The 21,889-nt window shown below is 73.6% G+C and carries 23 protein-coding genes; 12 read left to right on the forward strand and 11 right to left on the reverse strand.

Translation table 11 applies throughout. From position 1 onward, the window contains the following. Positions 1-83: 83 nt before the first annotated feature. From AMK18_RS30605 to AMK18_RS30620, 4 genes are read left to right on the forward strand one after another with little or no spacing between them, the layout of a single operon-like run. Positions 84-848 carry a 2-keto-4-pentenoate hydratase gene (locus AMK18_RS30605; protein WP_073865346.1) on the forward strand — a complete coding sequence of 255 codons (765 nt, stop codon included), beginning with the start codon at positions 84-86 and terminating at the stop codon, positions 846-848. Next, the gene (locus AMK18_RS30610) at positions 848-1,285 is read left to right on the forward strand and encodes a RidA family protein (protein WP_018103084.1); all 438 of its coding nucleotides are present in this window, start codon (positions 848-850) and stop codon (positions 1,283-1,285) included. Before AMK18_RS30605 ends, AMK18_RS30610 begins: the two co-directional genes overlap by 1 nt. After that, on the forward strand, positions 1,282-1,803 hold the full coding sequence (locus tag AMK18_RS30615) for a 3-hydroxyanthranilate 3,4-dioxygenase (protein WP_073865347.1): 522 nt from the start codon (positions 1,282-1,284) through the stop codon (positions 1,801-1,803). Before AMK18_RS30610 ends, AMK18_RS30615 begins: the two co-directional genes overlap by 4 nt. A 3-nt stretch (positions 1,804-1,806) precedes the next feature. Next, entirely contained in the window at positions 1,807-2,799 is a 993-nt protein-coding gene (locus AMK18_RS30620) for an amidohydrolase family protein (RefSeq protein ID WP_073865348.1), read from the forward strand. On the opposite strand, the gene AMK18_RS30625 is transcribed toward AMK18_RS30620, so the two are convergent. The 4 genes from AMK18_RS30625 to mhpD all read right to left on the reverse strand — a co-directional run bounded on the left by AMK18_RS30625 (position 2,784) and on the right by mhpD (position 6,635). Beyond that, the gene (locus AMK18_RS30625) at positions 2,784-3,770 is read right to left on the reverse strand and encodes a LysR substrate-binding domain-containing protein (RefSeq protein WP_018103081.1); all 987 of its coding nucleotides are present in this window, start codon (positions 3,768-3,770) and stop codon (positions 2,784-2,786) included. The two genes, AMK18_RS30620 and AMK18_RS30625, sit on opposite strands and share 16 nt — an antisense overlap. A gap of 95 nt (positions 3,771-3,865) precedes the next feature. Continuing rightward, positions 3,866-4,882, reverse strand: a complete 1,017-nt coding sequence (dmpG, locus tag AMK18_RS30630; RefSeq protein ID WP_073865349.1) for a 4-hydroxy-2-oxovalerate aldolase — start codon at positions 4,880-4,882, stop codon at positions 3,866-3,868. Beyond that, entirely contained in the window at positions 4,879-5,826 is a 948-nt protein-coding gene (locus tag AMK18_RS30635; protein ID WP_073865350.1) for an acetaldehyde dehydrogenase (acetylating), read from the reverse strand. Before AMK18_RS30635 ends, dmpG begins: the two co-directional genes overlap by 4 nt. After that, positions 5,823-6,635 (reverse strand): 2-keto-4-pentenoate hydratase, encoded by an 813-nt coding sequence (gene mhpD, locus AMK18_RS30640; RefSeq protein WP_073865351.1) that lies wholly within the window; start codon positions 6,633-6,635, stop codon positions 5,823-5,825. Before mhpD ends, AMK18_RS30635 begins: the two co-directional genes overlap by 4 nt. Positions 6,636-6,797: 162 nt before the next feature. Here mhpD and AMK18_RS30645 point away from each other — a divergent pair, with 162 nt between their 5' ends. Further along, the gene (locus AMK18_RS30645) at positions 6,798-7,532 is read left to right on the forward strand and encodes an IclR family transcriptional regulator (protein WP_018103076.1); all 735 of its coding nucleotides are present in this window, start codon (positions 6,798-6,800) and stop codon (positions 7,530-7,532) included. Here the strand turns inward: AMK18_RS30645 and AMK18_RS30650 are convergent. After that, entirely contained in the window at positions 7,527-8,645 is a 1,119-nt protein-coding gene (locus AMK18_RS30650; RefSeq protein ID WP_079199368.1) for a DUF6247 family protein, read from the reverse strand. The genes AMK18_RS30645 and AMK18_RS30650 overlap by 6 nt on opposite strands. A gap of 191 nt (positions 8,646-8,836) precedes the next feature. On the opposite strand from AMK18_RS30650, the gene AMK18_RS30655 reads away from it, so the two are divergent. The 3 genes from AMK18_RS30655 (at position 8,837) to AMK18_RS30665 (ending at position 11,621) form a co-directional block, all read left to right on the forward strand. Then, positions 8,837-9,190, forward strand: coding sequence for a hypothetical protein (locus tag AMK18_RS30655; RefSeq protein WP_198957118.1), 354 nt, complete (start codon positions 8,837-8,839; stop codon positions 9,188-9,190). Positions 9,191-9,386: 196 nt separating this feature from the next. Beyond that, positions 9,387-10,499: a PP2C family protein-serine/threonine phosphatase gene (locus AMK18_RS30660; RefSeq protein WP_073865352.1), complete on the forward strand. Its 1,113-nt coding sequence runs from the start codon at positions 9,387-9,389 to the stop codon at positions 10,497-10,499. Between the two features lie 105 nt (positions 10,500-10,604). Continuing rightward, a complete protein-coding gene (locus AMK18_RS30665; RefSeq protein ID WP_073865353.1) occupies positions 10,605-11,621 on the forward strand; it encodes a right-handed parallel beta-helix repeat-containing protein in 1,017 nt (338 codons plus the stop codon). A 39-nt stretch (positions 11,622-11,660) separates the two neighbouring features. Here AMK18_RS30665 and AMK18_RS30670 read toward each other — a convergent pair whose 3' ends face one another. Both AMK18_RS30670 and AMK18_RS30675 read right to left on the reverse strand, forming a co-directional pair. Further along, positions 11,661-12,377: an MBL fold metallo-hydrolase gene (locus AMK18_RS30670; protein WP_073865354.1), complete on the reverse strand. Its 717-nt coding sequence runs from the start codon at positions 12,375-12,377 to the stop codon at positions 11,661-11,663. Between the two features lie 30 nt (positions 12,378-12,407). Then, the gene (locus AMK18_RS30675; RefSeq protein WP_241836680.1) at positions 12,408-12,953 is read right to left on the reverse strand and encodes an isochorismatase family protein; all 546 of its coding nucleotides are present in this window, start codon (positions 12,951-12,953) and stop codon (positions 12,408-12,410) included. A 47-nt stretch (positions 12,954-13,000) separates the two neighbouring features. Between AMK18_RS30675 and AMK18_RS30680 the strand changes: the two genes are divergently transcribed. The 4 genes from AMK18_RS30680 to AMK18_RS30695 all read left to right on the forward strand — a co-directional run bounded on the left by AMK18_RS30680 (position 13,001) and on the right by AMK18_RS30695 (position 17,121). After that, on the forward strand, positions 13,001-13,453 hold the full coding sequence (locus AMK18_RS30680; RefSeq protein ID WP_073865355.1) for a MarR family winged helix-turn-helix transcriptional regulator: 453 nt from the start codon (positions 13,001-13,003) through the stop codon (positions 13,451-13,453). A 137-nt stretch (positions 13,454-13,590) separates the two neighbouring features. Next, positions 13,591-15,144 (forward strand): phytoene desaturase family protein, encoded by a 1,554-nt coding sequence (gene crtI / locus AMK18_RS30685; RefSeq protein WP_073865356.1) that lies wholly within the window; start codon positions 13,591-13,593, stop codon positions 15,142-15,144. Then, positions 15,131-16,117 (forward strand): phytoene/squalene synthase family protein, encoded by a 987-nt coding sequence (locus AMK18_RS30690; protein ID WP_073865357.1) that lies wholly within the window; start codon positions 15,131-15,133, stop codon positions 16,115-16,117. Before crtI ends, AMK18_RS30690 begins: the two co-directional genes overlap by 14 nt. Beyond that, on the forward strand, positions 16,114-17,121 hold the full coding sequence (locus AMK18_RS30695; RefSeq protein WP_073865358.1) for a DUF5914 domain-containing protein: 1,008 nt from the start codon (positions 16,114-16,116) through the stop codon (positions 17,119-17,121). The genes AMK18_RS30690 and AMK18_RS30695 overlap by 4 nt, the downstream gene beginning before the upstream one ends. A gap of 6 nt (positions 17,122-17,127) precedes the next feature. Here AMK18_RS30695 and AMK18_RS30700 read toward each other — a convergent pair whose 3' ends face one another. Genes AMK18_RS30700 through AMK18_RS30715 form a run of 4 tightly spaced genes read right to left on the reverse strand, consistent with a single transcriptional unit; the run spans position 17,128 to position 21,855 of the window. After that, entirely contained in the window at positions 17,128-18,681 is a 1,554-nt protein-coding gene (locus AMK18_RS30700; protein WP_073865359.1) for an NAD(P)/FAD-dependent oxidoreductase, read from the reverse strand. Continuing rightward, positions 18,678-19,412, reverse strand: a complete 735-nt coding sequence (locus tag AMK18_RS30705) for a class I SAM-dependent methyltransferase (RefSeq protein WP_073865360.1) — start codon at positions 19,410-19,412, stop codon at positions 18,678-18,680. The genes AMK18_RS30700 and AMK18_RS30705 overlap by 4 nt, the downstream gene beginning before the upstream one ends. After that, positions 19,412-20,608, reverse strand: coding sequence for a lycopene cyclase family protein (locus tag AMK18_RS30710; protein WP_073865361.1), 1,197 nt, complete (start codon positions 20,606-20,608; stop codon positions 19,412-19,414). The genes AMK18_RS30705 and AMK18_RS30710 overlap by 1 nt, the downstream gene beginning before the upstream one ends. Continuing rightward, entirely contained in the window at positions 20,605-21,855 is a 1,251-nt protein-coding gene (locus tag AMK18_RS30715; protein WP_073865362.1) for an NAD(P)/FAD-dependent oxidoreductase, read from the reverse strand. The genes AMK18_RS30710 and AMK18_RS30715 overlap by 4 nt, the downstream gene beginning before the upstream one ends. Positions 21,856-21,889: the final 34 nt, after the last annotated feature.

Raw genomic sequence — 21,889 nt, forward strand, 5'->3', positions numbered from 1 at the left:
GAGCAGGCCACCCCCGACCCGGGCGGCCGGAAGGACATGACCATGGGCGACAACGCCCCGCACCCCGGCGAAGGAGGTCCCCGTTGATCACCGAGGAAACGGTACGGACGCTGGCCGCGCGGCTCGACACCGCGCAGCGCACCGTCACGGACACCCTCAGCCTCGCCGACACGCACACCCTGGCCGTGGACGACGCCTACGCCGTGCAGGCCGCGCTGCTCGCCCTGCGCGAGGGGCGCGGTGAGCGGATCACCGGCGTGAAGCTGGGGTTCACCAGCAAGGCCAAGATGGAGCAGATGGGAGTCTCCGAGATCATCGTCGGCCGGCTGACCGACGCCATGTGCGTCCCGGACGGCGGTGGGATCGAGCTGTCCCGGTTCATCCACCCGAAGGTGGAACCGGAGGTCGCGTACCGGCTGAGCCAGGACGTGGACCCGGACGATCCGGATACGGACATCGTCTCCTGCGTGGACTCCGTCGCTCCCGCGCTGGAGATCATCGACTCCCGCTACCGGGACTTCCGCTTCACCTACGAGGACGTCGTCGCGGACAACACCTCGGCCGCGGCCTATGTGATCGGCGCCTGGGCCCCCGTACAGGATGTGTCCGACCGTGCCGTGCGGCTGTCGGGCGGGAGCCGGGAGGTGGCGGGTTCGACCGAGGCCATCCTGGGTGGTCCGGTCCACGCCCTGCGGGCGCTGCTCGACCTGGCGCGGCGGCGGTCCATCCCGCTGCGGGCCGGCCAGGTGGTGCTGGCCGGGGCGGCGACCGCGGCGATCCCGCTGGAGCGCGGCGAGACCACCTGCGAGGTCGACGGTGTCGGCCGCGTCGGCGTGAGGGGGATCTGATGGACCAGGGACGGGTCATCCCCGGCAAGGCGCGCCCGCGCGGCCGGTTCCCGCACTTCCGCCGCGCCGGAGACCTCGTCTTCGTCTCCGGCACCAGCTCCCGCCGCCCCGACAACTCCTTCGCCGGGGTGGCGACGGACGAGCTGGGCACCACCGACCTCGACATCCGCGCGCAGACCCGCGCGGTCATCGAGAACATCGGGGACATCCTCGCCGACGCGGGCGGGAGCCTCGCGGACATCGTCCAGGTGACCGCGTATCTCGTCTCCATGAACGACTTCGGCGGCTACAACGAGGTCTACGGCCAGTACTTCACCGAGACGGGACCGGCCAGGACCACCGTCGCCGTGCACCAGCTCCCCCACCCCCATCTGCTCATCGAGATCCAGGCCGTGGCGCATCTGCCGGCCGCGACCACCACGAAGGAGACACCGTGACCGACATCCCCGAGGTCATCGACTTCCAGGGCTGGATCGACGCCCACGCGCACCTGCTGAAGCCGCCGGTGAACAACCGCACCATGTCGCTCGGCAAGGACTTCATCGTGCAGATCGTCGGCGGCCCCAACCAGCGCACGGACTTCCATCTCGACCCGTACGAGGAGTGGTTCTTCCAGGTCAAGGGGGACATGCACGTCAATCTGATGACCGACGAGGGCCCGCGTACCGTGCACATCGAGGAGGGCCAGGCGTGGCTGCTGCCGGGCAACGTGCCGCACTCCCCGCAGCGCCCGGACCCCGACTCCATCGGCCTGGTGATCGAGCGGGTGCGTGAGGAGGGCACGCTGGAGAAGTTCCTGTGGTTCTGCCCCTCCTGTTCGGCGACGGTGTACGAGGTGGAGCTCCAGGTACGCGACATCGTCGCCGATCTCCCGCCGGTCTTCGAGCAGTTCTACGGGGACGAGCGGGCCCAGGTCTGCTCCGCCTGCGGTGCGCTCCACCCCGGGAAGGGCTGACCGGTGGCAGAGCTGATCGACGTCCACACCCACTACGTCCCGCGCGGCTGGCCCGACCTGTCGGAGCTGGGCGGCCCGGACGCCCCGTGGCTGCGGATCGAGTCCGAGACCGAAGCGATGATCATGACGGGCTCGTCGGAGTTCCGCCGGATCCAGGCGGACTGCTGGGACGCCGGGGTCCGGCTGCGGGACATGGACGCGGACGGGGTGCGCGCGCAGGTGGTCTCCCCCACCCCGGCGTTCTTCCACTACGGCCGCAGCGGCGCCGAGGCCGCGAAGATCGCCCGGATCTTCAACGATCTGGCCCTGGAGATCACCGCTCCGGCGCCGGACCGGCTGATCCCGTTCTGCCAGGTGCCGCTCCAGGACCCGGACGCCGCGTGCCGGGAGGTGGAGCGGGCGGTAGCCGCCGGGCACCGGGGGGTGGAGATCGGTAACCACGTCGGTGACCGGGACCTGGACAGCGAGGGGGTCGTCACCTTCCTCCAGCACTGCGCGTCGCTCGATGTGCCGGTGTTCGTCCACCCCTGGGACATGGACTCCTCGCCGCGGCTCGACCGGTGGATGGCGCGGTGGCTGACGGCGATGCCGGCGGAGACCCATCTGTCGATCCTGGCGCTGATCCTGGGCGGCGCGTTCGACCGTATCGACGAGCGTCTGAAGATCTGCTTCGCGCACGGCGGTGGGTCGTTCGCCTTCTGGCTGGGCCGGATGGAGAACGCCTGGCACGGGCGCAACGACGTCATCGGCACGTCGCAGTACCCGCCCTCGCACTACCTCGGCCGGTTCTCCGTGGACTCGGTCGTCTTCGACGACCGGGCGCTGCGGCTCCTCGTGGACACCGTCGGCGAGGACCGGGTCATGGTGGGCAGCGACTACCCGTATCCGCTGGGCGAGCGCCCGGCGGGTGCGGTGGTACGCACGAGCCGTTCGCTGAGCGAGTCGGCCCGGCAGAAGATCATGTACGGGAACGCGGAGCGTTACCTCGGGCTCTGATCCCAGAGCTCGTCCGGCCCCCGGTCCGCCTCGTGCGGGTCCGGGGGCCTTGCCGTCATTCCGGCGGCCGCCTCCTCCAGGCTCTCCATCAGCGCCCTGGCCGACGGGCTGAGGGTGCGGTCGGCCGACAGGGTCAGCCCCACGCGGTGGCCGATGCGGTCCAGCGGGACGGGGAGTTCGGCCAGCCGGCCGTCGTCCCGGACCAGGGAGCCGGGCAGGACGGCCACCACCTCGGTCTCCAGGAGCAGTTGGCGCACGGTCAGGAACGAGGTGGCCTCGACCCGGTCGCGCGGCAGGCCGAGGCCCTGGAGCGCGAGCATCTCCTCCACCTCGCGGCGGAGCACGGTCTGCTGGCCGGGCAGGATCCAGGGGAAGTGGAGGGTGTCCGCGAGCTCCGCCCCTGGGGTGGCGGTCAGCGGATGGCCGGCCCGGACGACCAGGCCGATGGACTCGTCGTAGAGGGGGCGCCGGATCAGGCCCTCGCCGGAGGAGGCGGTCAGCCTGCCCACGATGAGGTCGACACGCCCAGCCTCCAGGTCGAGGAGCAGGTCCTCCGGGGACGCCTCGCGGACGACGACCGTGAGGAAGGGGTGGGCCCGCTTCAGCGCGGCGACGGCCCTGGGCAGCAGGAGGTTGGAGCCGGCCAGGTGGGTGCCCACGACGGCGGTCCCCCGGTCGGCCTCGGCGAGTTCCACGAGGTGCCGGCCGGCCTGGGCGAGCTGGGCGAGGACGGCGCGCGCGTGCTGGGTGAACGCCTCGCCGAAGACGGTCGCGCTGACGCCCCGGGGTCCCCGTTCGAAGAGCGGGACGCCGAGGATGTCCTCCAGCTCGTGCAGGCTCCGGGTGGCCGCGGGCTGCGTGGTGTGCAGCTCACCGGCGGCCGCCACGACCGATCCCTGCCGCGAGAGGGCGTCCACCAACAGCAGGTGCCGCATCTTCAGCCGGCCGTCGAGCAGGCGGGGAATGTCCACGTAACGACCCTAACGGAGCCGTCGCCGGCCCCTTCCTCGAAGCAGCGGCGGGCCCGGTCGTCACCGTGGTGCACGACGGGGCCCGCCCGTCGGTCTCACGCGGAGGTGTTCGCCCCCGTCAGGTCGAGCGCGATGTCGGTGATCATGTCCTCCTGGCCGCCGACCATTTTGCGCCGCCCCACCTCCACGAGGATGTCGCGGGTGTCGAGACCGTACCGGCGGGCGGCGGTCTCGGCGTGGCGCAGGAAGCTGGAGTAGACGCCCGCGTAGCCGAGGGTCAGGGTCTCGCGGTCGACGCGCACCTCGCGGTCCTGGAGCGGGCGGACCACGTCGTCGGCGGCGTCCATCAGGGGGAACAGGGCGCAGCCGTGGTCCCAGCCCATGAGGTCGGCGACGGCGACGAACGCCTCCAGCGGGCAGTTCCCGGCGCCCGCGCCCTGGCCCGCGAGGGACGCGTCGACGCGGGTGACGCCGTTCTCGACGGCGACGACGGAGTTGGCGACGCCCAGGCCCAGGTTGTGGTGGGCGTGGATGCCGAGTCCGGTGGCCGGGTCGAGGACGTCGCGGTAGGCGCGGACGCGGTCGCGTACGCCGTCCATGGTGAGCCGCCCGCCGGAGTCGGTCACGTAGACGCAGTGGGCGCCGTAGGACTCCATCAGCTTGGCCTGGCGGGCGAGTTCGGCGGGTTCGGCCATGTGGGACATCATCAGGAACCCGGCGACGTCCATGCCCAGGTCCCGGGCGGCCGCGATGTGCTGGGCGGAGATGTCGGCCTCGGTGCAGTGGGTGGCGACGCGGACGGAGCGGATGCCGAGGGCGTGTGCCTGCCTGAGGTCGTGCAGGGTGCCGATGCCGGGCAGCAGCAGGGTGGTGGGGACGGCGTGCTCGACGCTGTCGCAGACCGCCTCGATCCACTCCCAGTCGGTGTGGGCGCCGACGCCGTAGGTGATGCTGGAGCCGGACAGGCCGTCGCCGTGCGCTATCTCGATGGCGGCGACCCCGGCGGCGTCGAGGGCCGTGGCGATGGTGCGGGCCTGGTCCACGGTGTAGCGGTGGCGGACGGCGTGCATGCCGTCGCGCAGGGTCACGTCCTGCAGGTAGAGAGCGGTCATCGCGGGGCCACCTCCGTGGCGCGGTGTGCGGCCATGCGTTCGGCGGTGCGCAGGGCGGCCGACGTCATGATGTCGAGGTTTCCGGCGTAGGCGGGCAGGTAGTGGGCAGCGCCCTCGACCTCCAGGAACACGGAGACCCTGGCGGCGTCCCCGGACCGGGTGCCGGCCGGGAGGAGCGAGCGCAGCGGGTCGTCGCCGGTGACGCGGTCGAACTGCACCTTCTGCTTGAGGCGGTAACCGGGTACGTAGGCCCGGACCCGGGCCACCATCTCCTCGACCGAGGCGGTGACCGCGGCGTCGTCGCAGTCGCCGACCAGGCAGTGCACCGTGTCCCGCATGATCAGCGGGGGTTCGGCCGGGTTGAGGACGATGATCGCCTTGCCGCGCGCGGCTCCGCCGACCTGTTCGATGGCCGAGGACGTGGTCTCGGTGAACTCGTCGATGTTGGCCCGCGTCCCGGGTCCGGCCGAGCGGGAGGAGATGGAGGCGACGATCTCCCCGTAGTGCACCGGGGTCACGGCGTTCACGGCGGCGACGACGGGGATGGTGGCCTGGCCGCCGCAGGTGACCATGTTGACGTTGGCGGCGCCGAGGTGCGCGTCGCCGTTCACGGGCGGCACGACGTACGGGCCGAGGGCGGCCGGGGTGAGGTCCACGACCGTGCGTCCCAGGGCGCGCAGCACCTCGTCGTGGCGGCGGTGCGCGCCCGCCGATGTGGCGTCGAAGACGATCTCGACGTCCGCGAACGCGTCCAGCTCGACGAGTCCGTCGACGCCCTCGTGGGTGGTGGCCACCTTGAGGCGGCGGGCCCGGGCGAGGCCGTCGGAGGCGGGGTCGATACCCGCCATGGCGGCGATCTCCAAGGTGTCGGAGAGCCGCAGCACCTTGATCATCAGGTCGGTTCCGATGTTCCCGGACCCGATGACGGCGACCTTCGTGGTCATGCGCGCGCTCCTTGCGTGGTGGCGGACGCGAACGCGGCGGAGACCGTGCCCAGTCCTTCGATACGGGCGGTGAACTCGTCGCCCTCGGCCGCCGCGGCCATGGGCCCGAGCGCGCCGGTCAGGACGAGGTCGCCGGCCTTCAGCGGATCGCCGAGCCCGGCGAGGGTGGAAGCGAGCCAGAGCGCCGCGGTGAGCGGGCTGCCCAGGCAGTCGCGGCCGGTGCCCCGCGAGACGGTCTCGCCGTTCTTCGTGAGGGTCATCGCCACGTCGCGCAGGTCGACCCGGTCCAGAGGGACCGGGGTGCCGCCGAGCACGTACAGGCCGCAGGAGGCGTTGTCCGCGACGGTGTCCACGATGCCGATGTCCCAGTCGGCGATGCGGCTGTCCACGATCTCCAGGGCGGGCAGGGCGAAGGCGGTGGCGCGCAGCAGGTCGGCGACGGTGGGGTCGCGGTGCGGCAGGTCCGTGCCGAGTACGAGCGCGACCTCGGCCTCCACCTTGGGCTGCAGCAGCCGTCCGGGGGCGATCGGCAGGCCCTCGGGCACGGCCATGTCGGCGAACAGGGCGCCGAAGTCGGGCTGTGCCACCCCGAGCTGGCGCTGCACGGCGGGCGAGGTCAGGCCGATCTTGCGGCCCACGAGGCGACGGCCCTCGGCGAGCGAGCGCTCGACGTACAGCCGCTGCACGGCGTACGCGGCCGCGACGTCCTCCTCGGGCAGGAGCGTGCGCACCGGGGGGCACGGCACGCCGGTGCGCGTGGCCTCGCGCAGGACGGCCGCCGCCTCGTGCACGGCGTCGGGCGCGCTCACGGCCGCCTTCCTTCGGTCGCGGCGGTGCGGTGGGGGACGTACATGCGCGTTACCTCCGGCAGGAAGGGGGTGGGGCGGCCGTCGACCGCACGACAGGTATAGGCGTGCGGCCGGAGGCGCGGCAAAATATGTTCCATGACACGGAACAGTGCGTCGGGAAACATGCTCGACAAGGCGGCGGCCGTCCTGGATTGCTACCGTCCGGACGGCGGAGCGTTCCGTCTGACAGAAATCGCCGCGCGTACGGGCCTGGCCAAGACCACCGCATTCCGGCTGTGCGCCGATCTGGTGCGGCTGGGCCTGCTGGACCGTGCGGGTGAGACGTACCGGCTCGGCGGCAAGCTGTTCGAGCTGGGCTCCCTGGTGCCGAGGCGGCAGGATCTGCGGGAGGCGGCGCTGCCCTTCCTCCAGGACCTGTTCGAGGCGACGCACGAGACCGTGCACCTGGGCGTGCGCGAGGGCTTCGACGTGGTGTACGTGGAACGCATCCACGGCCATGACGCGCTGGCCCTGCCGTCCCGCATCGGCGGCCGGCTGCCGCTGACGTGCACGGGGGTCGGCAAGGCCCTGCTGGCGTTCTCGGACGGCGCCCTGGTCGAGGAGGTGCTGGCCCGGCCGCTGCCCCGGCTGAGCCCCCACTCGATCACGGACCCGGTCCGGCTGCGCACGGTCGTCGAGCAGATCCAGGTCTCCGGGCTCGCCTACGAGGAGCAGGAGGCGGCCGTCGGCGTCAGCTGCATCGCCTCACCGGTCTTCGACGGTCCGACGGCGGTGGCGGCCCTGTCCGTGGCCGTGCCGCGCGCCCGGTTCCGTCCCGCCCAGCTGGCCCCGGCCGTGCGCACGGCCGCCCTCGGGCTCTCCCGGGTCATGCGCGGCACGGCACGCGACCGCTCATGAGGGCCGCGGCTGCCGGCGCTTCCGGGCGTCGTGGCGGCCGGCCACGACCGCGCGGACGGCCCGGTCGCCCCGGGGGTCGGCCATCAGTCGGGCGATGTCCCACCAGCGCAGCAGCAGTGCGGGGAAGTGCGGCGGGATCGCGTTCAGGTGGTCCTGGTCGAACCGTGCGCGGACGCTCTCGTGGCGCAGGGCGGTCCTGATGTCCTGGAAGGACGGCGGCCGGTGGCGTATCGCGGGCGGCAACGCGGCCTCGTACTCCGGACCCAGCCTGCTGCCCGGCTGAGCCATGATGTTCCCGCGCAGCGCGGCGGCGATGTCGTCCTCCAGCTCCTCCTGGGCGTGCACGGCGCGCCCCCACCAGTGGTCCAGGAAGGCGGCGACGGCCTCCGGGTCGGCCAGGTCGAGAGCGTCGCGCCGCTGGTCGAACGCGTCGCGCTCGTCGTGGGGCAGGGCGGCCCGGATCGCGCCCGGGGTCTTCGCGGGGTGGCGGGGCGCGGCCTGGCCGAGGTGGCGCACCCACGCGTCGCCGCGTTCGTCCTCGGGGGGTCCCCAGACGAGGGCGCCGTGCAGCATCCCGGGCTTCTCCGGGCCCGCCGCCGTCAGGGGGGCTTCCAGGCTGACCGCCATGAGTTCGAGGAAGGCGGGCAGCGACGCGTACTCCCGGTCGCGCTCCCCGTACCTGGTCCAGCGGCGCACCTCCCCGGTCCGGCCGTCGAGGTAGAGGCCGGAGGCGGTGTCGCGGGGGTTGCGGGAGCAGAACGGGATCCACGCGGGCTCCCAGAAGGGTGTGAGCTCCTCGCCCCCGCCGACCTCCTCCTGGATCTCCGTCTGCCGCCGGTGGACCTCGGCCACGGCGTCGAGCGGCATGAGGGCCCAGTCGCCCAGCATGAGCCCCGACCCGTTCACACCGTCCTCACCGGCGGACAGCCGCCACACCGCTTTCAGCTCTTCCGGGACGTCCACGCCCAAGACCGCTTCCAGCCGGGCCAGTTCGTCGTCGGATGCGCCGGGCCGGAGGGCCGCGTACGACGGCGGGGTGTACTCGGCGAGCCATTCCAGGATCCGGGCCCAGGCCCGGGTGACCCGTGCGTCTGCCGGTGCGTCAGTAGTCATGGCCCCTACGCTCGCATCACGCCCCGAGCAGTCGCGGGGCGGGGCGGGCCAACGCCCCCGGAGGGATGGACCATTCGCCCTTGGAGAATCGATTCGACGGCCCCCGATCGAGGGAAGCCGTGTTGGCTCCCCGGCGGCGGGGGCATGCCTGGCACCGACCCGCAGGACTACAAGAAAGAGGACGATCCCCGGTGTCTCTTCGCTCTCTCACCAAGGCCGTCGGCGCGGCGGCCGGTGCCGCCGTGCTGCTCGTGGCCGTGCCCGGTTCGGCGTCGGCCGCGACCGGTCAGTTCCGGTACTCCTACACCACCGAGGACGGGTACGAGGCCGTCGGCTTCCTGAACAACCCCGAGAGCGGCCGGTGCGTGAACCTGGACGCTCCCGCTTCCGTGCCGGGGGCCGCTTCCCGGGCGCCGAAGAATCTGACGGACGCCACCGCCATCGTCTTTCTCGGCGCGGACTGCGAGGGCGACACCTACTACGTCCTGCCGCCCGGCAAGGGCGCCTCCGACCGACTGCTGCTGAGGTCCGTCGTCTTCTCCTGAACCGGCCGGCCGAGGGGCTGTGTCCGGGTGTCACGGACACAGCCTCTCGGCGCGCCGCGCCGACGAGTTCCCTGCCCGGGCAAGCCGGACGCGTTCGCGCGCCGCCTCCGCGAGGTCCTCGCGGGCGCCGCGTAGGCGCGGACCGCGCCGTACGTCTGCCGATGCGGGCCGGGCGGGTGCGGTGTAGAGAGGAGTCATGGCGCAGCACGCCGAAAGACGCCGCCGGCCGGTGCGAGCGAGCCGGGCACTGCTCGCTGTCCCCATCGGCTGGATCATCACGGTCTTCCTGGTGGACATACTCGCACCGCCCGACATCCACCTCGGCCCGCTGCTCGTGGCGGCGCCCGCGATCACTCCCTCGATCGGCGGACCCCGCGCGGTCGGGTTCGTGGCCGCGCTGGCGGTGATCGCGCAGACGGCGGTCGGGGTGCTGCGCGATCCGGACGAACTGCTCTCGGCGAACCACGAGGCGCAGATCCTCGCTCTGGCCCTGGTCGGGGTGTGCCTCGTGGTCTTCTGCGTGCTGCGGGAGCGCCGCGCCCGGGAGCTGGAGCAGGTGCGGTACGTCTCCGAGGCGGTCCAGCGGGTGGTCCTGCCCCCGCTGCCCCGGCGTCTCGGGCCGTTGCGCGCGGCCTCGCTCTATCTCGCGGCGGAGGCGGAGGCGCAGATCGGCGGGGACCTGTACGCGGCGGCGCGCACCGACACGGGGACGCGGCTGATCATCGGTGACGTACGGGGCAAGGGGGTGAGCGCGGTCAGTGACGCGGCGCTGCTGCTCGGCGCGTTCCACGCCGCGGCCCGGCACCGGGCGAGCCTGGACGAGCTGGTCGCCTACCTGGACGAGAGCGTGACCTGGGGGCTGCCCGAGTCGGACGGGAACGGGCCCGGGGAATCGTTCATCACCGCCACCGTGCTGGACATCCCCGACCGGCACGACCGCGTGCACATGGTCTCCTGCGGGCATCCCCCACCGGTCGTGCTGCGCGGCGGGCGGCCGCTGACGATGGACGCCGCCTCGCCCGCTCCCCCGCTGGGGCTGGGTGGTCTGTCGCATCCGCGCTATCACATCGACAGCTTCCGCTTCGTTCCCGGCGACCTTCTGCTGCTGTACACGGACGGTGTCACCGAGGCCCGTGACGGCTCCCGCGCCTTCTATCCGCTCGCGGACCGCGTCACCGGCTGGGCCGGGGGCGACCCCGACTCCTTCATCGACCGCTTCCGCGACGATCTGCTGGGGTACGTCGGCGGGCGGCTGGACGACGACGCGGCCATGATCGCGATCGGGTACGGCGCCGCTCCCCGGGCCTGACGTCGCGGGCGGGACCCGGCGCCCCCTTGACGGCTCCGTTGGTCCAGTCCAATCTGGGGCACCCCGTGATTTGTTGTGCCCCTGCCAAGACGGTGAGGTCCCGCCATGCTCCGTACCCCTTCCCCTTCCGGCCGGCCCGGGCGACCCGCGCGGCGCACCGCCGTGGCCGCCGCGCTCGTCGGCGCCGGTCTGCTCGCCGCGCCCGGTGCCGCGTCAGCCGCATCCGGGAGCACCGACGCGGCGGTGGTGCGGGTGACGAACGGCAAGGAGCTCAAGACCGCGCTGGCGGCCGCCGTTCCGGGGCAGACGATCGAGCTGGCGGACGGCTCCTACTCGGGCAACTTCAAGATCACGCGGGGTGGCACCGCGGCCGACCCGATCACCCTGACCGGATCACGGGCCGCCGTCCTCACCACCCCCTCGGGCGGCGGGAACGGCATCCAGCTCACGAGCGCGCCGTACTGGGTGATCCGGGGCGTCACCGTCACCGGCGGCCAGAAGGGCATCATGATCGACTCCTCCGACCATGTCACGGCGGACTCGGTGGAGATCCACCACACGACCATGGAGGGCATCCACTTCCGGACGTCGAGCAGCTACGGGGTCATACAGAACTCCTTCATCCACGACACCGGCCTGTCGGGCAACGGCATGGGCGAGGGCGTGTACGTCGGCACGGCGAACACGCTCACGGACGCCAGCGACCACGTCCGCATCCTCGACAACGTCATCGGCCCCGGCATCGGCGGCGAGAACATCGACATCAAGGAAGGCACCACGGGCGGCCTGATCTCCGGGAACACCTTCGACGGCGACGGCCTCACCGGGGCCAACTACGACGACTCGTGGGTCGACATCAAGGGCAACGGCTACACGGTCGAGAACAACCGGGGCACCGGCACCACCAACGACGGCTTCCAGACCCACACCCAGGACCCGGGCTGGGGCTGCGGCACGGTCTTCCGTAACAACACCGCCGACCTGACGGGCGCCACGGGCCCCACCCGCTTCGCCATCGACATCACCAACTACTCCGCGTCGGACTGCCCCGCCACGGTGACCTCGGACAACCGCGTCACCGGCGGCGCCGGACTGGTCAACCCGGGCGTCCCCGTCACCTGACCGTCCGCGGCAAGGGCGCGATGCGCGCCGATGCGCGGGTCAGCCCCCGGCCCCCGACCGGACCGCCCCGCCCACCTCGGCCGGCGAGACGCGCCAGGGCGCGCCGTGGCCGGGGAGCACCCAGGAGGCCGACAGGCCGGCGATCCGGTCCAGCGAGGTGAGCGCTTCGGCGGGGTCGTCGGTGAAGGGCGCCGGCTGGGGACCGGTGCGCCCGGTCAGGACGTGCCGCGTGGTCAGGGCGTCCCCCACGAAGACCGCGTCGGCGAGCGGGACGTGGACCGCCACGCTGCCCGGGGAGTGCCCCGGCATGCCCACGATCACCGGGCGGCCGGGCAGGTCGAGGACATCGCCGTCGGCGACCTCCGTGACCTCTCCGACGTAGCGGGGTCGCAGGCCGTTCTTGCGGAGGGAGTAGCCGAAGAACCCGAGGGCGGGGCCCGGGCGCATGGGGCCGACGGCGACCTTGGGCTTCTCCCCCGTGCGGGCGCGAAGCGCGTCGTCGGCGTGGACGAACACCGGTACGCCGTAGGTGGTGCGCAGCCGTTCGGCGAAGCCGATGTGGTCCGAGTCGCCGTGGGTCAGCACGACGCCGCGGATGTCACCGGCGGACTTGCCCAGGGCGCGGAGTTCGCGCCGCAGGTCCCGCCAGTGGCCGGGTAGTCCGGCGTCGATGAGGGTGATGCCCTCGTCGGTGTCGACCAGGTAGCAGGACACGACGTCGTTGCCGAGACGGTGCAGATGGGGTGCGAGTTTCATGGGGTCTTCCTCCGGGAACGCGGGCGTGGACTAGCTCATCAGGGCGTGCAGTGCGGTGATGACCTGGCGGCCGGGGGGATCGGTGAAGTCGCGGACCAGGTCCGTGACGAGGCTCGCCACCGAGGTCACGGAGCCTCCCGCCGCCTCGACCTGACGCAGTGCCGCCGTCTCCGTGCGCTCCGACATGCCGCCGCACGCGTCGACCGGGACGATCACGTCGTATCCGTCGGCCAGGGCGTCGAGCGCGGTGTGCAGGACCACGATCTCGGAGGTCACTCCGCAGACCACCAGGGTGTCGCGGCCCCGGGCCGCCACCTCCTCGCGCCAGGGCCGGTCGTCCCAGCAGGACGGCCCGCCGCGTACGTACGCAGGTGCTTCGGGGAGTTCGGCGATGGCGCCGGGGCCACCCGGCCGGGGCGCGGCCGAGACGCTGAACGGGATGCCCAGCACCTGGGCTACCTGACCGAGGACTCCCGCCGAGCGCCTGATGTCCGCCGGGCTGTTCGTGCGGCTCAGGGCCACGATGCTGTCCTGCAGGTCGGCGAAGACCACCTGCACGGTACGAGGGTCGATCACTTCTCACCTCAAATCATTCACAGCCTGAATGGTTCGAGGAAGGTAGCATGTTGTCCGTGAACGATGTCAAGTGGACCGAGACCCTGAGCTTCCGCCTGGGTTCCCTGGGTGCGGTGATCTCCGATCAGTACGCGGAGGCCCTGGCCGAGGTCGGCCTGAAGCCCAAGCACGTCGGCGTACTGGGCGTCCTGGACGCGGGGCTTGCCTCCTCGCAGCTGGAGATCGCCAGGCTGATGCGGGTGGCGCCCAGCCTCGTCGTGTCCCTCGCCGATCACCTGGAGTCCCAGGGCGCGATCAAGCGGCTGCGCGATCCGGCCGACCGGCGCCGCCAGGTCCTGAGCCTCACCGACGAGGGCCGCGAACTCCTCGGGCGGTGCACGGACATGGCGCTCGCGATCGATGAACGCCTGGACGCCGGGCTCACCCCTCCCCAGCGGGCCGCGCTCCGTGACGCGCTCGGCCGCCTGGCGGTGGCGTACGGCCTGCCGGTACGCGACTAGGGCCCCGCTGCCCGGCACCCGGGACGTACTCCGACCGGAGGAATCGCGGGGCGACACGCCGTCCCGGGCCGCGCGTCCGGCGGCGGGCGGGGTGAGATCGCCCGATGCGCGTTCCGGGAGAGCGAAGAGGGGGCCGGGTGAAGGGCGTGCCGGGGCCCACGGACCATGTCGTCGTGGTGGGCGCGGGGTTGTCCGGGCTGGCCTGCGCCCTGCATCTGTTGGGGGCCGGCCGCAGGGTCACCGTGGTCGAACGGGACGCGGGTCCCGGTGGCCGGGCGGGGCGGATGCGGCTGGGCGGGTTCGAGACCGACACCGGTCCCACCGTCCTGACGATGCCCCATCTCGCGGACGAGGCGTTCGCCGCCGTCGGCGACAGCCTGCACCGCCGCGTCGAGCTGACGGCCCTGCACCCGGCGTACCGGGCCTGCTTCGCGGACGGGTCCTCGCTCGACGTGCACACCGACGGCGAGGCGATGGAGGCCGAGGTCCGGCGCTTCGCCGGTCCGGCACAGGCGGCGGGCTACCGCGAGCTGCGGCGGTGGCTGGAGCGTCTGTACCGGGCGCAGATGAGCCGCTTCATCGACACGAACTTCGACTCGCCGTTCGGACTGCTGCACCCGGACCTGGCCCGGCTCGCGGCGCTGGGCGGCTTCGGGCGCCTCGACGCCCGGATCGGCCGCTTCCTCTCCGACGAGCGGCTGCGGCGGGTCTTCTCGTTCCAGTCGCTGTACGCCGGTGTGGCCCCGGCCAAGGCGCTCGCGGCGTACGCCGTGATCGCCTACATGGACACTGTGGCCGGTGTCTGGTTCCCGAAGGGCGGCATGCACGCCCTCCCCCGGGCCATGGCCGACGCCGCGGCGGAGGCGGGCGCCGATCTGCGGTGGGCGGCCGAGGTGAGCGCGCTGGAGCGTTCGGCGGGGCGGGTACGGGCCGTGCGGCTGGCCTCCGGCGAGCGCATCGCCTGCGACGCGGTGGTGCTGAGCTGCGAACTGCCCACCGCGTACGAGCTGCTGGGGCACCGCCCCCGGCGTCCGGTCCGGCCGCGCCACGCGCCGTCCGCCGTGGTCCTGCACGCCGGTACCGACCGCACCTGGCCGCAGCTCGCGCACCACACGCTCTCGTTCGGCGCCGCCTGGGAGCGGACGTTCGAGGAACTGACCCGTACGGGCGCGCTGATGAGCGACCCCTCGCTGCTGATCACGCGCCCCACCGCGCACGACGCCTCGCTCGCGCCCCCGGGCCGGCATCTGCACTACGTGCTCGCCCCCTGCCCCAACACCACGACCGGTCCCCCGGCCGCCGCGTGGGCGGATCTCGGCCCGCGCTACCGCGACACGCTGGTCCGCGAACTCGAACGCCGGGGCCTGGACGGCTTCGCGGACAGCATCGAGGAGGAGCTTCTGGTGACCCCGCTCGACTGGACGGCCCGGGGCCACACCGCCGGCACGCCGTTCTCGCTGTCCCACACCTTCGCCCAGACCGGCCCCTTCCGGCCGCGCAACCTCGTGCGGGGCACGGAGAACGCGGTTCTGGCGGGATGCGGCACCACCCCGGGCGTCGGTGTGCCGACCGTGCTCATCAGCGGCAAGCTGGCCGCCGCCCGGATCACCGGCGTCGCCGGACCCCGCCCCCGCCGGATGCGCACCGAACCCTCTCCCCTGGTCCGGGCAGGTGCCGATGACCCGGCGTGAACTGGACGCGGCCGGCATCACCGATCCCGGGCTGCGCACCGCGTACGCGCGCTGCCGGGAGCTCAACGCCCGCCACGGCCGTACCTACTTCCTGGCCACCCGCCTGCTGCCGCCCGAGCGGCGCTCCGCCGTGCACGCCCTGTACGGCTTCGCGCGCTGGGCCGACGACATCGTGGACGACCTGGACCGGCACCGGACGCCCACCGAGCGCGACCGGCTGCTGCTGCGCCTCGAACGCGATCTGGCGCACGGACTGCGGACCGGCACGGGCGACGAACCGGTGGTCCGGGCGGTCGCCGACACCGCCGCCCGGTACGGCATCGGGCACGACCTGTTCGCCGACTTCATGGCCTCGATACGGGCCGACCTGACCGTCACCCACTACCCCACCTATGCCGATCTGCAGACCTATGTGCACGGTTCGGCCGCGGTGATCGGTCTCCAGATGCTGCCGGTGCTCGGTACGGTCGTGCCCCGCCAGGAGGCCGAGCCGCACGCGGCCGCGCTGGGGGTGGCGTTCCAGCTCACCAACTTCGTACGGGACGTGGGCGAGGATCTCGACCGGGGCCGCGTCTATCTGCCCGGCGATCTGCTCTCCTCCCACGGCGTGGACAGGCCGCTGCTGGAGTGGAGCCGGCGCACCGGGCGCGGGGACGCGCGCATCCGCGCCGCGCTGGTGGCCGCGACGGAGCTGACGCGCGGGGTGTACCGAACGGCGGAGCCGGGCATCGGCATGCTCGATCCGCGGGTCCGCCCCTGTATCCGCGCGGCGTTCACCCTGTACGGCGGAATCCTCGACGCGGTCGCCGAGCAGGACTACCGCGTCCTGCACCGCCGTGCGGTCGTCTCCCGGCGACGCCGCGCCGCCACGGCCGCCGCCGGGGTGCTGCGCGTGGCCGGGGCCCGCTGGCGGGCACGCGGCCGGGCGGTGGCGGACGGCCCGCAGGCCGGGCTGAAGGAACCGGTGCGGTGAGCCGGCGGAACGGGAAGCGGTGGTCGCCGCCGCTGCGGCTGCGCGGTTCCGGCCCCGGCTGGGCGGCGCAGGAGCCCACCTGGCGGGACGCGCGGCCCGCGCTCATCGCCGAGGCGCTGAAGCGGGCCACGGCACGCCCGTCCGGCAACTGGTACGTGGTGGGCGCCTCGCGCGAAGTGCGGGTCGGTGAGCGCCCGTACGGCCGGACGGTCGGCGGCACGGAGGTCGTGCTGTGGCGTGCGGAAGGCGGTGCGCTGCGCGCCGGGTCCGGTGTCTGCCCGCACCTGGGCGCTCCGCTGCGGGACAGCCGGGTGGTGTGCGGCACGCTGGTGTGCCACTGGCACGGACTCGCCCTGGACGGTGCCCCGTTCGCGGGCTGGCAGCCCTTCCCGGTGCACGACGACGGCGTGCTCGTGTGGGTGCGCCTTGACGAGGTGGGCGGCGAGGAGCCCACCGAGCGGCCCGCGGTGCCCGGACGGCCGGTGCGCGGGGGCTCGGTGGACGCGGTGTTCACGGCGGTCGGGCGGTGCGAACCGCAGGACGTGGTGGCCAACCGGCTGGACCCGTGGCACGGTTCGTGGTTCCACCCGTACTCGTTCATCGATCTGTCGGTCGTGCGGGAACCGCAGGGCGACGAGGACGACGCCTTCGTGGTCGATGTGTCCTTCCGGGTGGCCGGGCGCCTGGTGGTGCCGGTGCGGGCCGAGTTCACGGCGCCGGGGCCGCGTACCGTCGTCATGCGCATCACGGACGGCGAGGGCGCGTCCTCCGTCGTGGAGACGCATGCGACGCCCCTGACCCTTCCCGGTCACGAGCGCCCACGCACCGCCGTCGTCGAGGCGACGGTCGCCGCCTCGGACCGGCCGGGCTTCGCGCTCGCCCGGGCCGCCGCCCCGGTGCTGCGGCCGCTGATGCGCCGTACCGCCGGGCGGTTGTGGGTGGACGATCTGGCGTACGCGGAGAGGCGCTGGGCGCTGCGCAGCACCGGGCGCTTCCCGGGCTGAGGCGTTTCAGGCACGCCCTGCGGCGGCGAGTGCCCGGAGTGCGCGGGAGCGGCCCCTCCGGGGCACCGTCCACAGCACTTGGCCCCGGACGCCCCGGTCGGCGAGCAGGGCGTTCGCCGCCAGGAAGCCGGTGGTGGCGGCGCGTTCCATGAGGGCGACGGGCAGATCGCAGCGGATCGCGTCCCCGGCGAGGGCCAGCCAGGGGTGCGGGGTGCGCACGGCGGGGCGCAGGGGGTACGTGCCGGTTTCGAAGAACGGGCAGTCGGAGCGCCACTCGTGCCGGGAGTCGACCACGCGGGCGTCCCGGGTCTCCGGGTACACCTGGTGCAGCCGGTCGACGAGCCGTTCCTGGACCTCCTTGTGTTCGGCGCCGGGATCGACGGCGTACGCGTGCAGTTCCACGACGGAGCCCCCGGTGCGCGCGGCCCAGCGGGCGGCCTCGCCCTCGTACCGTTCCAGCGTGCTGATGTTGTCGAGCCCGTCGTAGCCGCTGGTGCCGAGGAAGCCGGGCCGGTCCGCGCGGACGGGGCGGTCGAGCCAGAGCCGGGAGACGAGGAAGGGCGGTGCGGTGCGCAGGGCGGCGATACCGTCGCGCCAGCGTGCGGTGCCGAGGCCGGGGGACGCGGCGACGGTGTGCCGCAGCCCGTCGGTGTCGAGGGCGAGCACCACGGCGTCGTGGCGGTGGGTGCCGGTCCCGGTGTGCACGTGGGCCCCGCCCCCGTCGCGCGGGGCGATCCGGTGCACGGGCGTCCCGGTCCGGATGTTCGCGCCGAGGCCTTCGACGTACGCGGCGAGAGGTTCCCAGAGGGCCTGCGGGAAGGGTTCGGCCGGTACGTCGAAGAGCAGGCCCTCGGAGGAGCCGAGGAAGTAGATGTGGAACATCAGCAGCAGTTCGGCGGCGGACAGCCGGCGCGGGTCGGCGAAGAAGCTGCGCGAGAACACCTCGAACGCCAGATGGTGGGCGGCCTCCGGGAAGCGCACGCCTTCCAGGAAGGCGGTCGCGCCGACGCCGTCGAAGCGCTCGTACACCTCGGGGACACGGACGTCGAGGAGCGGGAGCGCCGCCCGGGCGTCCATGGCGGCCAGGTCCCGCAGGCCGAAGGTGGGGCTGAGCGCGACGAAGCCGAGTGCGCTGAGCGGCGGCGTCCTCGGGACGCGGGCGAAGCTGTCGGTCAGGCCGCCGCTGTGCCGCAGCGGGTAGTCCGGCAGCGGGACGAGGCGGTCGAGGGCGGGGTCGGTACGCCGGAGCAGGCCGCGCAGGTTGTAGTACTGGCGGAAGAACGCGTGGAACCCGCGGGTCATCGTCACCTGTGAGCCGTCGGCCAGCACGGTGCGGTGGCCGGAGAGGCGGCCGCCGAGTGCGTTGTCCTTCTCGTACAGGGTCACCCGGGCGCCGCGCTCGGCCAACAGGGTCGCCGCGGAGAGGCCGGCGATTCCGCCCCCGACGACGGCGACGGACGGTTCGTCACCGCGTGGGAAACGTGGTGCGCCGGGTGCGGGCAGCAGGACTTCGGCCTTGCGGTCGCGGCCTCGTCGGGCGGCGGGGGGTCGGGCGTTCACGCGGCGTGCTCCGGTGTCGTGGCCGGGTGGCCGTTGCGGGCGAGGAAGGTGTGCACGATGCCGGTCTGCCATCCGGCGACGGGCACGACCCGCACCGAGGTCAGACCGGCCCGGGCGAGCCGCTCGGCGAAGGCGGGGGCGGTGTCGAAGGAGGTGACGCTGCGCCAGAGGTGGTGGTAGAGGGCACGGTCGCCGGTGAGCGTGCCCGCCGGGATGATCACCCCGTGGCAGACGGCGGTCCACAGCGCCCGGTGCGCAGGGGAGCCGCTGAGGCTGTACTCGTGCACGGCGAGGCGGCCGCCCGGCGCCAGCAGGTCCCGTACGGACCCGAGGACCGCGTCCGGGTCGGTGACGTTGCGGAACAGGTAGGCGGCGAACACCGCGTCGAAGGGCCCTTCCCCGGCCGTGGCCAACTCCTCGGCGGTCAGGTGGAGGAAGCGCACACGGGCCGGCCAGGGCTTGGCCAGGGCGCGGCGCAGTATGCCCGCCGACGCGTCCACGGCGGTGATCCTGGCCAGGGGCGCGGCGGTGAGCAGGGCCCGGGTGGAGGCGCCGGTGCCGCATCCGAGGTCGAGGAGGTGCAGTCCGGCGCCGCCGCCGGGGAGGCGGAGGCGGCGGGCCGAGCGCACGAGGTCGGTGCGGTAGCCGGGGTTGAGGGACGTCAGGCCGTCGTAGGTGCGGGAGGCGTGGTCGAAGGCCCGGGCCAGGTCGTGGTCGCGCAGCAGGGTCATCAGTGGCTCTCTCCGTCGGTGGCGGTGGACCGGGTCCGGCGCGGGAGGAAGGGCAGTTCGGCTGCGGTGGCGAGCATCGGCCGGACGGGGGTGCGCAGCCCGATGCCCCACTCCTCCCGGAGCGAGGCCGTGCCGTCGAGGAATCTCAACAGCCGCTCGGCCGGGACCCGGCGGAACAGGCCGGTGAAGAAGTCCGGGCCGTCGATCCGGCCGGTGTCCAGCGCGCGGAGCACGATGGCGTCCATGGCGAGCGCGCGCCGTCCGTGGGGGGCGGGGACGCCGCCCCGGCCGTCGCGCAGGGCGGCGGCGATGGCCCGGGCCTGGCGTTGCACGGCGGCGAAGGTGTAGCCGGTGGCCGGGCGGGTGGCACCGCCCGCGGTGCCGATCCGGAACACGGAGGGCCCGGTCCGGTGCGGGAACCGGGCGTCCGTCATCGGGATCATCCCCTGCTCCGTGCGCTCCACCGTGAGCGGGCCGAGCCGGAGGACGTCGCGGCAGTAGTGGCCGAGCGCCGACTCGTACGCCTGGGTGGTCAGCGGGTGGCGGGAGAACTCGGTGTACTCCACGAGCGCCCGGTCCGGAGCCAGCGGCAGCACGTAGCCGAACGCGAGTCCGTGGGCGGGCTGGGGGACGCGGAAGTCCATCAGGTCGGCGACCCCGGGTTCGAACCGGTCGGCGGCCGTGCGGACGAACCAGCCCCGGAAGTGCTGGAGCAGCTGGGTGCGGGCGGGCGGCAGGGCGGACAGCGGCCGGGAGTCGAACACCCGGCGGGCGCGCACGTTCACCGGGGAGCCGTCCGGCAGCGTGCAGCGGACCTCGGCGCCGCCGGGCACCGCGCGCACCGCGTCCGCCGTGGCCCGCAGCACGTGTCCGCCGTCCGCCCGAGCCAGGCGGTCGTGGACCAGGCGTTCGAAGTCGGCGGAGCGCACCATGCGGTAGGTGAAGGGGGCCGGTTCGACGGTGACCGGGCGGCCGTCGGCGCCGTGCACGCGCAGCACGGACCAGGACGCGCTGACGGCTCCGTCGAGGCCGTCCGCCTCCGCGTGCCAGTAGCACCAGGTCCGCTCCGCCGGGCGCTGCGGGCCGTCCGGCGGTTCGATCACGGTCACGGTGGCGGCGCCGGTCTCCGTCAGCCGGTGCGCGAGGCTGAGCCCGGCCGCGCCGCCCCCGACGACGGCCACGTCGCAGCGGTTCATGTCCGGCGCGCCAGGTCCGCCGCCACCTCCCGGGCGGCCCGGGTGCCCGAGGCGAGGGCGCCCTGGACGGAGCCGGTGGCCCGGTGGTCCCCGCACACGTAACGGCCCGGGCCGACGCGGGTGGTGCGGCTCAGCGGCCAGGGCGGGCGCATGGCCGGCAGGGCGCCCTCGACCGTGCAGGCGGCGATCTGCGTCCAGCCGCTCGTGTCGGTGGCGTACAGGTCGGACAGGCGCCGCAGCACCGCCTGCGCGCGGCCCGGGAGTTCGGCGCCCAGCACAGAGGTGGAGATCAGCGCGGTGCCGGGAGGCGCGTACGTGGGGGCGACCTCGCTGAGTACGCAGGTGTTCAGGACCGGTCCGGTGCTGTCCACGAGCAGCGTCGGTTCGGCGAGCGGGGTGCGGTCGGTGGCGTGGTAGTACGTCGTGACGGTGCGGGTGTCCGGGACGCTCAGGTCCGGCAGCAGACGGGTGGCGGCCGCCGGATCGGTCGCCACCACGACGATGCTCGCCGGTACTTCGCTCCCGTCCTCCAGGGCGACCCCCGTGTCCGTGAGCCGCGCGACGGGGGCGCCGAGCCTGAGGACGCCGTCGGGGAGGCCCTGGGCGAGCTGGTGGGGTACCGCGCCGATGCCCTGCGCGGGCAGGCACAGCGTCCCGCGCACCATGCTCCGCCAGACCAGGTGGAAGAAGCGGGCGGAGGTCTCCAGGCCGTCCTCCAGGAACACCCCTGCCAGGAACGGCCGCAGCACGCCGGTGATCGCCTCGTCCGACAGCCCGGCCCGGAACAGCGCCGCCGAGGTGGTCTCGTCGCGACGGCGCCTGACCGAGGAGGCGGGGAGCATCGCGTCGCGTGCCGTGAGCGCCGCCAGGACGCCCAGATCGCGGGCGGAGAGGACCCGGCCCGGGAGCAGGGCGCCCACCGCGCCCTGTTCCCGCGTCGGGTCGGCGAGGCGGACGGGGCCCGTCCGGGTGTGGGCGATGAGGCCTGCGGTGAACGGCCGCAGGCGCAGGCTCCTGAGGTCCAGGCGCCGCTTCACCTGCGGGTACGAGGTGTTGAACACCTGGAAGCCGCGGTCGAGCAGGAATCCGTCCCGGCGGTCCGTGCGCATCCGGCCGCCCACCGAGTCGGACGCCTCCAGGAGGGCCACCTTCCGTCCGGAGCGGCAGAGGTCCAGCGCACAGGCCAGCCCGGCCAGTCCGGCTCCGACGACGACGGCGTCCGTGGGCCGGCGGTGCTCGTCGGTCATGCTGCTCCTCGCCCCGGCGGTCATTCGGTCCAGC

This window comes from Streptomyces sp. CB01249 (assembly GCF_001905735.1).
Taxonomy (GTDB): domain Bacteria; phylum Actinomycetota; class Actinomycetes; order Streptomycetales; family Streptomycetaceae; genus Streptomyces.